Origin of the sequence: Stenotrophomonas sp. Iso1 (assembly GCF_027497995.1) — a bacterium.
In the GTDB taxonomy this organism is placed as follows: Bacteria; Pseudomonadota; Gammaproteobacteria; order Xanthomonadales; family Xanthomonadaceae; genus Stenotrophomonas.
This window is the reverse complement of sequence record NZ_JAODBT010000001.1, coordinates 1,972,509-1,985,616: the sequence shown is the minus strand read 5'-3', so window position 1 is coordinate 1,985,616 and position 13,108 is coordinate 1,972,509. Positions and strand designations below refer to the sequence as shown.

Genomic DNA, 13,108 nt, shown 5'->3' with positions numbered 1-13,108 from the left:
CCATCGCTATGCAGGCAGGCTCAGCCCCTCACCTTTCCTCCTGCCAAATGCACTACCTGTTGGCCGAACACATCCACATCCTGCGGGTCGTGGGTAATCAGCAGTAGGGGAATATCCGAGGCATCCAGCACCGCTTCCAACTCTTGCCGCAGATGCTTGCGCAGGTCGTGATCCAACGCGGCGAACGGTTCATCCAGTAGCAACACCTGCGGGCCCGGCGCCAAGGCGCGCGCCAGCGCGGTACGTTGGCGTTGCCCGCCAGATATCTGTTGCGGGTACATCTGTGCAAGATGATCGATGCGCAGTGCGTGCAGCCAGCGCTCAACCTGTTCGTGGTGGGTACTGCGACCTGGATTGAGCCAACCCTTGTGCAGGCCGAAAGCAACGTTCTGGCGCACGGTGAGATGCGGGAACAACGCGTAGTCCTGGAAGACGTAGCCGACCTTGCGCCGTTGTGGCGGTAGGTTCAGGCCGCTGGCTGCATCAAACAGCAGCTGGTTGTGCAGGCGAATATGCCCGCTATCGGGTTTCAGCAAGCCGGCGATGGCACGCAAGGTGAGGCTCTTGCCGGCGCCGGATGGCCCAAACAGCACCACGTTGCGTTGCGTACATCGCAAGGCAACCTGTAGCTGGAAATGCTGGCCGGCTGCCTGTAGATGACGCGCGACATCAAGCTCAAGCCACATCGCGCTGCCCTCCCCGCCTGCGGCCTACCAGCCGCGCGGCAACCAGCAGCACGGTGATGCAGACCACCGAGGACAGCACCACCAGTACATTTGCGCGGCCATCCTTGCCAGCCTGCACGGCTTCGTAGATGGCGATGGAAAGCGTCTGCGTCTTCCCCGGGATGCTGCCGGCCACCATGATGGTGGCGCCGAATTCGCCCATTGCACGGGCGAATGCCAGCAACAACCCGGCCAGAATGCCGCGCCATGCCAGCGGTAAGGTCACGCGAAAAAACAGCGCCATCTCCGACACGCCAAGCGTGCGTGCAGCCTGCTCAAGTTGAGCATCCACATCTTCAAACGCAGCGCGTGCTGGCTTGAACACCAACGGTAGCGAGGCGATGGCTGCGGCAATGACTGCCGCCTGCCAGGTGAACACCAGGTTGATGCCGAATGTGCTTTGCAACCACGCACCGAGCGGGCCGTTGCGGCCGATCACTACCAACAGGTAATAGCCCAGCACGGTGGGCGGCAACACCATCGGCAGCGTGAGCAGTGTGTCGAGCAGTTCACGCCCGGGGAAGCGCTTGCGCGCCAGCAATGCGCCCAGTCCCACGCCCACGACAAGATTGATCGCAGTGGCCCAGCCTGCCACCTTCAGCGACAACCACAGGGCACTCCAGTCCAGGTCCATCAATCAGGGGCTGCCAAAGCCATGGCGCTGCAGGATGGCCTGCCCCTGCGCCGAGCGCACGAAGGCGATGAAACGCTGTGCCTGAGCAGCATTGTCGCTGCCCTTTATCTGCGCCAGTGGGTAGGTGATGCCACCGGCGACGGGAACCTGGAAGGCACGCTGCACGCGGTCAGGCATGGCCTGCGCGTCGGTGGCGTAGACGAAGCCCGCATCCACTTCGCCGCGCGCGACATAATCCAGCGATTGACGCACGTTCTGGGTGCTGATGGTTTTCGCCTGTATGGCGGGCCAGATGCCCGCCTGCTGCAGCGCGCTGCGCGCGTAGCGGCCGACCGGCACGCTGTCGGGGTTGCCGATGGCAACGCGCTCAACAGCCGGTGCCGCCAGCGCTGCCAGCGACGTCGGCCGCTGCTTGGCTTGCGGTGGCACCACCACCCACAGCGTGTTCTCGGCGAATACCTGGCGGCTGCCCGCCTCCAACAGCCCCTGCCCTGCGGCCTGATCCATCGTGGTCTGGTCGGCCGATGCGAACACATCCACCGGTGCGCCGCGCGCAATCTGTTGCAGCAACACGCCGGAGGCGGCGAAGTTCAAATCAACCTTGGTGCCCGGGTTTGCTTTTTCGTAGGCAGCAGCAATGTCGCGGAAGCTCTCGGTCAGGCTGGAGGCGGCAGAAACGGTGAGGTCGGCCGCATGGGATGCGCCTGCGGCAAACATCAACAGCAATGCATAGCGCTTTTTCATGGGGAGATCCGCGAGGGTCAGGGGGAAGCGTCGTCGCTAGCTGCCATTTGTGCCAGACGTTCGGGCTGCAGCAAAATGATTTCCCGTTGTTTGACCGCTATAACCCCGTCATCACTGAGCCTGCGCAGTACGCGGCTGGCAGTCTCAGGGGCCATGCGAAGGTAATTGGCGATCTCGGTACGGCTCATGGTCAGGCTGAAACGCGTGGCAGAGAACCCCCGTCGCGCATAGCGCGCAGAGATGTCGAGCAGGAACGCAGCCATGCGCTCCTCGGTGCGGTAGTTGGCCGCCAGCATGGCGGCCTTTCCGATCTCGGCACTGAGCAGACTGAACAGCTTTGTCTGCAGGCCCGGCATACGTCCCGCCAGGGTGCTGATTTTGGGAAACGAAAAACGGCACAGGTGCACCGTATCCAGCGCCACCGCGTTGCAGGGATAGCGCGACCCATGGATCGCGTTCAGGCCGATCACCTCACCCGGCAAGGCAAAGCCCAGAATCTGCTCGTTGCCCAGGCTGTCATCGATGAAGGTTTTGACCATGCCTGCGCGCACGGCGGCGATGGCATCAAACGGCTCCCCCGCCCGGAAGATGTAGTCGCCAGCGTGGTACGGACCGACATGGTCTACCAGCACGTGCAGTTCGTTCAGCGCGGTCTTGTCGTAGCCCTGTGATGCGCATGCATCGGAAAACGCACAGGTGCTGCAGAAGCGCAGCTCGTCACCGTCGTTGGCTGCCGCAGGATTTGGGGGGGTGGCATGCGCGCCACGCGGAGGATGGGAAGCAGACATCATTCAAGGATCATGCGGCGACGGTAGTGGATCGGAAGCACGCGGCGATCATACGCCACAACAATTGCCCCTCACGTTGCAGGTGCAGCACCTTGCCGTCCCAGCGCAACCAGCCGTGTGCGATGAACGCCGGCAACTCGGCCAGCGCCTCTTCGAAGCACTCATCAAACGGCAACCCGTTGCGCCATTCAAAGGCAGCCACATCCAATGCGTGATCACAGGCAATGCTTTGCACCACCTCATCAGTCAGCCGCTCATGCTCTGAGAAGATGAGCCCGGCGACAACACCGCTATGCCCGGCCTGCAAGCGTGACTGCCAGCGCGCCATGTCGGTTTCCTGCCGACAGATGACATCGCCAATCTGACTGCAGGCACCCAGACCGATGCCGATGAAATCACTGCGATCACGACGCGGGACGCCTGCCAGGTCGCAATGCCGTGCGCCGTCCCCGCGTTGCGCAGGCGGGCTGCCGTCGGCGCGCTGGTAGTGGTCGCCACCCAATGGCAGATAGCCGGCAGCGCATACATCGGTCCACGCCTGCCACCAGGCATCGGCCGATGGTGAATCCACTGAGGCACATGGCGACGGCATCAGGATGCGTTCCGGCGCCAATGCCAGCACCGCCTGCAGGCGTGACCGGAATCCGCTGTCATCGGCAGCCGGTACCCGCAGCTGGTAATAGCAGGCCGTAAAGCCGGCCTTCTGCCCTTGTGCCAGCAGCTCCGGCCCGTGTGCGCCCGCGCGGTCGATCACGTTCAAGCGGGTGCAGCCCACCTCTCGAAGCTGCGCTGGTGCAATGCCGCTGCCGGCATCCACCCGCACCTCCACCTGTGGACGCGCAACGGTGCGCAGGTATTGGGGTACCGCATCCAGCAGTTGCGCCAGCAATGCCGGCGGCATGGCTTCGGCCAGCCCCAGCTGGAGCACCACGGCCGCGACTTCCCGGTCCTCGGCCAGCTCGGCGGCCTGCAACTGCAAGCTGGACAACAGCGCCTGTAGATAGGCGACCGGGTTAACCGCCGGCCCGGCGCGGAATGCCTGGAAGCCCAGCGTCAGCACCCGGGGAATCAGGTGCTCGTTGCTGGCGCGTATCGCTGCACGCCAGCTCGCCTCACCGAAGCCGGGGCTGAACTGGCTGGCAGCGGGGAACAGAACATGGCGGGGTTGATGCAACACGCAGTTGCGCAACAAAGTGCCTTCCAACGGGAGAGCCTCGACTGACATGCCGCTATCCTCGCGTGGATTTCTGTCCTATTCCCTGATCTGGATCAAGCGCGGCTGTGTTATGTGGCCCGCGCAGCATCCATCGCTTCGGGTAGATCGGTTTCCTTGTCCAATTGCGGGAAGTGCCTGCGTTCCATGCGACGGATGGCGAAGTGCATCCAAATCAGCGCCGCAGATACCACCACGAACAACAGCATGAAGCAGCTGCTCCAGATACCGACTACGTCGTTCAATGCGCCGAACGCAATCGGCAGGATGAAGCCGCCCAGGCCGCCGATCATGCCGACCACACCGCCCACTGCGCCCACATGTTTGGGGTAGTAAACGGGGATGTGCTTGTACACCGCTGCTTTGCCCAGCGACATGAAGAAGCCCAACACGAACACCAGCACCGTGAACATGGTGACGCCGATAGCCAAATGGAAACGCAGCTCGCCGTGGATGCCCTTCACCACATACTCGGTGTCCGGGTAAGCCAGCAGGAAGGTGCAGATGACCGACACACTAAACGTCCAATACATCACCCGACGTGCGCCGATGCGGTCGGACAACCAACCGCCCACCACGCGGAACAGACTTGCGGGAATCGAGTAACACGCCGCCAGCATGCCGGCGGTGGCCACATCCATGCCATACGCACCAATCAAGTAGCGCGGCAGCCACAGCGCCAGCGCCACAAAGCCGCCAAACACAAAGAAGTAGTACAGCGAGAAGCGCCACACTTGCAGGTCTTTCAGTGGTGCCATCTGCTCGGCGAACGGCACTGGCTTGACGCCATCACGACGCCGCTGCTCCAGCTGCGGGTCGTCCTTGCTGAACAGGAAAAACAGGATGGCGGTAACGGCAAGGCCCACCGCCCAGACTTTGGCGACCATGGTCCAGCCAGCGGCCACCATCACCATCGGCGCCAACAGCTTGGTAACGGCCGAGCCGATATTGCCGGCACCAAAGATGCCCAGCGCGGTGCCCTGCTTGCTGGCCGGGAACCATTTGGACACATAGGCAACGCCTACCGAAAAGCTGCCGCCGGCAATACCCACGCACAGGGCCGCGAACAGGAACTGCAGGTAAGTTGTCGCGTAGGTGAGCATCCAGGTGGCAACCGCGCCACACAGCATCACCAACAGCATCACTTTGCGCCCACCGAACTGGTCGGACCAGATGCCCAGGAACACCCGGCTCAGCGAACCGGTCAGTACGGGCGTCGCAATCAGCAGGCCGAACTGGGTGTCGTTCAAACCCAGCTGTTCGCTGATCTGGATACCGATGATGGAGAAGATCATCCACACCGCAAAACACACGGTGAAGGCGAAGGTACTCAGCCACAGCGCACGTTGTTGCTCGCCATGGGATGCCATCTGCAGACTCTGGCTCATCGCCACTCCTTCATTAAGTCAGTTCACTCGGCCAAGGCTTCAATTTCAGCCAGGCCGCGTACTGGATAACGCTCGCTCAATTCCTGCAGAAAGTGCTGCACTTCGCGCTGACGCACCTGCAGTTCCAGGTAGTCACTGATGTGCGTACGCACCTGCTCAAAGGTCTGCGCTTGCCCGGTTTCCAGCTCATCAACGGTGACCACGTGGTAGCCCCAGCGCGATTCAACCGGAAAGCCCGCCAAGCCCTGCCGCAGGCGAAACACCTGACGGTCGAACTCCGGCGTGGTCTGGCCCTTCTGCAACCAGCCCAGCTCGCCGCCTTCACTGCTGGAGGGGCACTGCGAATGTCGCAATGCCAGGTCAGTGAACAAATGCGGTTGCTCGTTCAACTCGGTGATGAGTTGCTCGGCCTGGGTACGCGCCTTGAACCTGCCGGCGACGTCGTCGGCAGGCGCAGCCAGCAGGATGTGGCGGACGCGCACGCGGTCGGGGGCACGGAAACGCTCAAGGTTCTGATCGAAATAACGACGGCAGTCGTCCTCGTTCGGCACCCGGTCCTCCACCAGTGTTTCGATCAGGCGCTGGATCTGCACCTCTTCGTCGGTCTGGCGGCCCTCGCCCTGTGCTTCATCCAGGCCCAGGCGCAGCGCTTCACGACGCAACAGTTCCCGTACCACCAAAGCGCGGGCCGCATCGGCGCGGGCCTGCTCGGGGCGAATGGCGCGGTGGAACTGCATTTCGCGGGCGATGTCGGCTTCGTTGATGGGGGTGTCGTCAACGAACAGGCTGCAGGGTGCCGGTTGCCCCAACGAGCGCGGCCCTTGCTGATCCGCATCGTCGTGGTGGTGGCTGGCCTCGACCGGCACGGGCTGTGCCGAGTCGATGACGGTGATTGGCAGGATTCTTGGCAGGCTACCCATGGCTTATTCCTTCGGACCGTAGCGCAGCGTGGCCTGGCGGCGGCGAACCACCTGATACGGACGCCACAGATAGCTGACCGGGATGCTCCACACATGCACCAGGCGCGTGAATGGTGCGATCAGGAACAAGGTCATGCCCAGGAAGATGTGCGCCTTGTAGACCCAGTGGACGTCGGTGATGAAGTCAGCGGCACCGGCGCGGAAGGTGACGATGTGCTGTGCCCACTCGGCCAACATCACCATCACGCCACCGTCCATGTGGCCGGCCGACACCTTGATGCTGATCAGGCCCAGGCACAGCTGCGCAAACAGCAGCACCAGCACCAGCGTGTCACCGAAGCTGCCCGTGGCGCGCACGCGCGGGTTGGTCAGGCGGCGGACCAGCAGGATCAGAATGCCGATGAAGCACAACGCGCCGAAGAAGCCCCCCACCACCATCGCCAGCAACTGCTTCTGCGACGAGGTGATGAATTGCTCATACACCGCATGCGGTGTCAGCAGGCCCACCAGATGGCCGCCCAGGATCGCCAGAATGCCGATATGGAAGCAGTTGCTGCCGATCCGCATGCCGCGGTCGGACAACAACTGGCTGGAGCCGGTGCGCCAGCTGTACATGGCCTTGTCATAACGCGCCCAGCTGCCGATCAGCAACACCGCCACGGCGATATACGGATAGAACTGAAAAGCGAATTGATTCAGGAAATAACTCATGGCTGTGCCTCCTGCTGCGCGGCGCGGGCCGGTGAACGATGGGGCGGTTTGCAATCCTGTGAGGGCGCTTCACTGCCAAAGCGCACGGCTTCGTCTTCCCAGAGCCGGTCCATGACTTCAACGGTGTCGTCACGGACTTCCTCGCTGGCACGTTGCCGCAGCAGTGCCAGGTTGACCTTGCCTTCGCCTGCCTCAACCAGAATCTCCAGCAGCACCGCATGCGGCAGCTCACGCTCGGCGGCACGTGCGGCGAGCATCCCGGCGATGTGGCCGACATGGTGCAGGTAATCCTTGGCCTCGGCCTGCGGCCGGTGCGACAGATATTCCAACAACAGCGGCAGGTAGTCCGGCAGCTCGCGCGCGTCCAGCTCGAAACCATTGCGACGATAGGCATCGATCAGGTCGACCATGGCCTGGCCGCGATCACGCGATTCGCCGTGGATGTGTTCAAACAGCAGCAGGCTCATCGCCCTGCCCCGGTCGAAGGTCGCCAGCCAGGCCGACTGCGCATCCAGCGGGTCGCTGTCCATCAACTGCTGCACGAAGGCGCGCAGCTGCTTGCGGCGAGCCGGCGACAGCGCCGGATCGTCGCAGGCATCGAGGAGTTCTTCACCGTGCTGCCACAGTTCTTCGCGCGGATAGTCCAGCAGCACGCCAATCAGTTTAAGCAGGCTCATTTGGCCACCTCATGCCGATGCTGGCGGTTGGGATGAACCGCATACGTGGTGCTCTTGCGCTGGCCAAACAGGTCGGCCGGGCTGTCGCCGTTGCAACCACTTCCAAACGTGAAGCCGCAGCCGCCGCGTTCACCATATGCGTCATTGGCGTACTCGCGATGGCTGCTGGGAATCACGAATCGGTCTTCGTAGTTGGCAATGGCGAGGTAGCGGTACATGTCCTCGGCCTGGGCCACGGTCAAACCGGTCTGGTCCAGTGCCGTTGTGTCCTCCACGCCGTCCACGTTCTTGGCACGGCGCCAGGCACGCATCGCCATCAAGCGTTCCAGTGCACGTACCACCGGCGCTTCATCACCGGCCGACAGCATGTTGGCCAGGTAACGCACCGGGATGCGCAGCGAGGCGACATCCGGCAGTTCGCCGTTCATGCCGACATGGCCACGCTCGGCGGCGGACTGGATGGGCGACAACGGTGGCACGTACCACACCATCGGCAGCGTGCGGTATTCCGGATGCAACGGCAGCGCCAGCTTCCAGTCGATGGCCAGCTTGTACACCGGCGATTGCTTGGCCGCTTCCAGCCAGTTGTCCGGAATGCCTTCGGCACGCGCCGCAGCGATCACGGCCGGATCTTCCGGGTCTAGGAAGATATCCAGATGCGCCTGGTACAGATCCTTCTCTGCTGCCACCGATGCCGCTTCGGCGATGCGGTCGGCGTCGTACAACATCACGCCGAGGTAGCGGATGCGGCCCACGCAGGTTTCCGAACACACGGTGGGCTCGCCCATCTCGATGCGCGGATAGCAGAAGATGCACTTCTCGGATTTGCCGCTCTTCCAGTTGTAGTAGATCTTCTTGTACGGGCAGGCCGACACGCACATGCGCCAACCACGGCACTTGTCCTGGTCGATCAGCACGATGCCGTCTTCCTCGCGCTTGTAGATGGCACCGGACGGGCAAGCCGAGACACATGCCGGATTCAGGCAGTGCTCGCACAGGCGCGGCAGGTACATCATGAAGGTCTTCTCGAAGGCGCCGTAGATCTCCTTCTGCACCTGGTCGAAGTTGTAGTCGCGTGAACGCTTGGAGAACTCGGTGCCGAGAATTTCTTCCCAGTTCGGGCCCCACTCGATCTTCTCCATGCGCTCGCCGGTCAGCAGCGAACGCGGGCGTGCGGTCGGCTGATGCTTCACTTCCGGCGCGTCATGCAGATGCTGGTAGTCGAAATCGAACGGCTCGTAGTAGTCGTCGATCTGCGGCAAATCCGGGTTGGCGAAGATCTTGGCCAGCATCCGCCAACGACCACCGGCACGCGGCACCAGCTTGCCGGCGCGGGTACGCACCCAGCCGCCGTTCCACTTGTCCTGGTTCTCCCATTCCTTGGGATAGCCGATGCCCGGCTTGGTTTCCACGTTGTTGAACCAGGCGTACTCCACGCCTTCGCGCGAGGTCCACACGTTCTTACAGGTGATCGAGCAGGTGTGGCAGCCGATGCACTTGTCCAGGTTCAACACCATCGCGATCTGTGCACGTACTTTCATCACACCACCTCCCGTGCGGCGACAACGGCGTCTTCACCATCCAGCCAATCAACCTTGTCCATCTTGCGTACGATCACGAATTCATCGCGGTTGGTGCCGCAGGTGCCGTAGTAGTTGAAGCCGTACGACAGCTGCGCGTAACCACCAATCATGTGGGTAGGCTTGAGCACGATGCGGGTCACCGAGTTGTGGATGCCGCCACGGGTGCCGGAGATCTCCGAGCCCGGCACGTTGATGATGCGTTCCTGGGCGTGATACATCATCGCCATGCCCGACATCACGCGCTGGCTGACCACCGCACGCGCGGCAATCGCACCATTGACGTTGAACAGTTCGATCCAGTCGTTGTCCTCGATGCCGGCGCTGCGTGCGTCGTCCTCGCTGATCCACACGATCGGGCCGCCGCGTGACAGCGTCTGCATGATCAGGTTGTCGCTGTACGTGCTGTGGATGCCCCACTTCTGGTGCGGGGTGATCCAATTCAGCACGATCTCCTTGTTGCCGTTGGAGCGCTTGTTGAGCAGCGGTTCCACCGTGCGGGTATCCACCGGCGGGCGGTAACTCATGAACGCTTCGCCGAAGTCGATCATCCACTCATGGTCTTGATAGAACTGCTGACGACCGGTGACCGTGCGCCACGGAATCAGCTCGTGCACGTTGGTGTAGCCGGCGTTGTAGCTGACGTTGTCGTCTTCCAGCCCTGACCAGATCGGCGAGGAGATGATCTTGCGCGGCTGCGCCTGGATGTCACGGAAGCGGATCGCCTCATGCTCCTTGCCCACGGCCAGATGCGTGTGCTCGCGGCCGGTGAACGTACCCAGCGATTCCCAGGCCTTCACGGCAACGTGACCGTTGGTTTCCGGTGCCAGATGCAGGATCACTTCGCAGGCATCGATGGCCGTCTCAATCGCCGGACGGCCCTGACTGACGCCAGCATCGCGCACGGTGTGATTGAGCTTGCCGAGGAAATCGATCTCGTGCTTGGTATCCCAGTTCATGCCCTTGCCGCCGTTGCCCAGCTTGTCCAGCAGCGGACCGAGCGAGGTGAACTTGCGGTAGAGGTTGGGATAGTCGCGCTCGACCACCGTCATCGTCGGCATGGTCTGGCCCGGAATCGCCTCGCACTGGCCCTTCTTCCAATCGGTCACGCCAAACGGCATGCCCAGTTCGTTGGGTGTGTCATGCAGCGTCGGCACCAGCACCAGGTCCTTCTCGACACCGAGCACGCCCGGCGCCAGCTCACTGACCGTGCGCGCCACGCCCTTGAAGATCTCCCAATCGCTGCGGGATTCCCAGGCCGGGTCCACCGCCTTGGACAGCGGGTGGATGAACGGGTGCATGTCCGAGGTGTTGAGGTCGTCCTTCTCGTACCACGTGGCCGTCGGCAGCACGATGTCCGAGTACAGCGCGGTGGTGCACATGCGGAAGTCCAGCGTCACCAGCAGGTCGAGCTTGCCTTCCGGTGCCTCGTCACGCCACTTCACTTCTTCCGGCTTGACCGCGCCCATCTCGCCCAGATCCTTGCCCTGTAGACCATGTCGCGTGCCCAGCAGGTGGCGCAGCATGTACTCGTGGCCCTTGCCCGAAGAACCGAGCAGATTCGAGCGCCAGATGAACATCATGCGCGGGTGGTTCTGCTTGGCATCCGGGTCGGCGAATGCGAAGTCCAGCGAGCCGTCCTTGAACTTGCCCAGTGCATAGTCGGCCGGGTCCGCGCCGGCCTTTTCGGCCTCGCGTACCAGCTGCAACGGATTGCGGTCCAGCTGCGGTGCGCACGGCAACCAGCCCATGCGCACGGCGCGCAGGTTGAGGTCGGCCAGGCTGCCGCTGTACTTGGATGCGTCGGCCAGCGGCGACAGCAGTTCGTCCACCTGCAGTTTTTCGTAACGCCACTGCCCGGTGTTGAAGTAGAAGAACGAGGTGCCGTTCATCTGACGCGGCGGGCGGCTCCAGTCCAGGCCGAACGCCAGCGGCTGCCAGCCGGTCTGCGGACGCAGCTTTTCCTGGCCCACGTAATGCGCCCAGCCGCCACCGGTCTGGCCCACGCAGCCGCACATGACCAGCATGTTGATCAGGCCGCGATAGTTCATGTCGTTGTGGAACCAGTGGTTCATGCCGGCGCCAACGATGATCATGCTGCGACCGTGGGTCTTGTCGGCAGTGCGCGCGAACTCGCGTGCGATCTCGATCACTTCCGCACGCGGCACACCGGTGACGCGTTCCTGCCAGGCAGGCGTGCCCGGTACGTAGTCGTCGTAGCTGCTGGCGACATTACCGCCACCAAAACCGCGATCCACGCCGTACTGCGCGAGCAGCAAGTCATACACCGTCGCGACGAACGTCTCGCTGCCGTCGGCCAACTGCAGGCGACGCACCGGAATGTTGCGCTCCAGTACTTCTTCCACCGGCGCAGCGGTCCAGCCGTCGTTTTCAATGCCACCGAAGTACGGGAAGCTCACGCCCTCGATGCTGTCCTTGACGTCGGCCAGGCTCAGCCGCAGGCGCGTGGCACTGCCGTTGCTGGCCTTCTCTTCAATGTTCCACTTGCCCTTCTCGCCCCAGCGGAAACCAACCGAGCCATTGGGCACGGCGATGTCGCCGCTGATTTCATCGAAGCCCAGCGTCTTCCATTCCGGATTGTTGCTTTCGCCCAGGCCACCCAGCTCACTGGCGCGCAGGAAGCGGCCCGGCACCAGACGGCCGTCGTCGCGCTGTTCAATGCGCACCAGCAACGGCATGTCCGAGTACTGGCGGCAGTAGTCCTGGAAGTATTGCGAAGGCTTGTCGACGTGGAACTCGCGCAGGATCACATGGCCGAACGCAAACGCCAGCGCCGCATCGGTGCCCTGCTTGGGGTGCAGCCAATGGTCGGTGAGCTTGGCCAGCTCGGAGTAATCCGGGCAGACCGCCACGGTCTTGGTGCCGTTGTAGCGCGCCTCGGTGAAGAAGTGCGCGTCGGGCGTACGCGTCTGCGGCACGTTCGAGCCCCAGGCGATGATGTAGCGGCTGTTGTACCAATCGGCCGATTCCGGCACGTCGGTCTGCTCGCCCCACACCTGCGGCGAGGCCGGCGGCAGATCGCAATACCAGTCGTAGAACGACAGGCAGGCGCCACCGAGCAGCGACAGGTAACGCGCGCCGGCGGCGTAGGACACCATCGACATCGCCGGGATCGGCGAGAAGCCGACCACACGATCCGGGCCGTATTCCTTCACCGTGTGCAGGTTGGAGGCGGCAATGATTTCGTTGGCCTCATCCCACGACAACCGCACGAAACCGCCCATGCCGCGGCGACGCTTGTACTCGCGTGACTTCTCGGGGTTCTCGACGATGCTGGCCCAGGCTTCGACCGGCGACATGGTCTTGCGCGCCTGGCGCCACATGCGCACCAGCGTGCCGCGGATCAGCGGGTACTTCAGGCGGTTGGCGCTGTACAGGTACCAGGAATAACTGGCGCCGCGCGGGCAGCCGCGGGGTTCGTGGTTGGGCAGGTCCGGGCGCGTGCGCGGGTAGTCGGTCTGCTGGGTTTCCCAGGTGACCAGGCCGTTCTTGACGTAGATCTTCCAGCTACAGGAGCCGGTGCAGTTCACGCCGTGGGTGGAGCGCACGATCTTGTCGTACTGCCAGCGGGCACGGTAACTGTTTTCCCAGTCCCGGCTTTCGGTTTTACTGAACCCGTGGCCATCGGCAAAGGGTTGTGGGTCACGCTTGAAAAACTGCAAGCGATCCAGGAAATAACTCATGGTGAATCTCCCTTTGCGTACGTC

General features: G+C 62.9%; 11 protein-coding genes. All 11 read right to left on the bottom strand.

Going from position 1 to position 13,108, the window contains the following annotated elements; genetic code table 11:
- Positions 1–20: 20 nt before the first annotated feature.
- The 11 genes from PAN08_RS08780 to PAN08_RS08730 are packed head-to-tail and all read right to left on the bottom strand — an operon-like array spanning position 21 to position 13,084.
- On the bottom strand, positions 21–686 hold the full coding sequence (locus PAN08_RS08780; RefSeq protein WP_269791055.1) for an ATP-binding cassette domain-containing protein: 666 nt from the start codon (positions 684–686) through the stop codon (positions 21–23).
- On the bottom strand, positions 676–1,359 hold the full coding sequence (gene modB / locus PAN08_RS08775; RefSeq protein WP_269791054.1) for a molybdate ABC transporter permease subunit: 684 nt from the start codon (positions 1,357–1,359) through the stop codon (positions 676–678). Before modB ends, PAN08_RS08780 begins: the two co-directional genes overlap by 11 nt.
- A gap of 3 nt (positions 1,360–1,362) precedes the next feature.
- The gene (gene modA / locus PAN08_RS08770) at positions 1,363–2,103 is read right to left on the bottom strand and encodes a molybdate ABC transporter substrate-binding protein (RefSeq protein ID WP_269791053.1); all 741 of its coding nucleotides are present in this window, start codon (positions 2,101–2,103) and stop codon (positions 1,363–1,365) included.
- Between the two features lie 17 nt (positions 2,104–2,120).
- Positions 2,121–2,891: a helix-turn-helix domain-containing protein gene (locus PAN08_RS08765; protein ID WP_269791052.1), complete on the bottom strand. Its 771-nt coding sequence runs from the start codon at positions 2,889–2,891 to the stop codon at positions 2,121–2,123.
- Positions 2,892–2,901: 10 nt separating this feature from the next.
- The gene (locus PAN08_RS08760) at positions 2,902–4,116 is read right to left on the bottom strand and encodes a coproporphyrinogen III oxidase (RefSeq protein ID WP_269791051.1); all 1,215 of its coding nucleotides are present in this window, start codon (positions 4,114–4,116) and stop codon (positions 2,902–2,904) included.
- A 59-nt stretch (positions 4,117–4,175) separates the two neighbouring features.
- On the bottom strand, positions 4,176–5,492 hold the full coding sequence (locus PAN08_RS08755; RefSeq protein WP_269791050.1) for a nitrate/nitrite transporter: 1,317 nt from the start codon (positions 5,490–5,492) through the stop codon (positions 4,176–4,178).
- A 23-nt stretch (positions 5,493–5,515) separates the two neighbouring features.
- Complete coding sequence (locus tag PAN08_RS08750) at positions 5,516–6,412, bottom strand: peptidylprolyl isomerase (RefSeq protein WP_269791049.1); 897 nt, start codon at positions 6,410–6,412, stop codon at positions 5,516–5,518.
- 3 nt (positions 6,413–6,415) lie between these two features.
- The gene (gene narI, locus PAN08_RS08745) at positions 6,416–7,123 is read right to left on the bottom strand and encodes a respiratory nitrate reductase subunit gamma (protein ID WP_269791048.1); all 708 of its coding nucleotides are present in this window, start codon (positions 7,121–7,123) and stop codon (positions 6,416–6,418) included.
- The gene (narJ, locus tag PAN08_RS08740) at positions 7,120–7,800 is read right to left on the bottom strand and encodes a nitrate reductase molybdenum cofactor assembly chaperone (RefSeq protein WP_269791047.1); all 681 of its coding nucleotides are present in this window, start codon (positions 7,798–7,800) and stop codon (positions 7,120–7,122) included. Before narJ ends, narI begins: the two co-directional genes overlap by 4 nt.
- Positions 7,797–9,341: a nitrate reductase subunit beta gene (gene narH / locus PAN08_RS08735; protein WP_269791046.1), complete on the bottom strand. Its 1,545-nt coding sequence runs from the start codon at positions 9,339–9,341 to the stop codon at positions 7,797–7,799. Before narH ends, narJ begins: the two co-directional genes overlap by 4 nt.
- On the bottom strand, positions 9,341–13,084 hold the full coding sequence (locus tag PAN08_RS08730) for a nitrate reductase subunit alpha (RefSeq protein WP_269791045.1): 3,744 nt from the start codon (positions 13,082–13,084) through the stop codon (positions 9,341–9,343). The genes narH and PAN08_RS08730 overlap by 1 nt, the downstream gene beginning before the upstream one ends.
- Positions 13,085–13,108 lie beyond the last annotated feature (24 nt).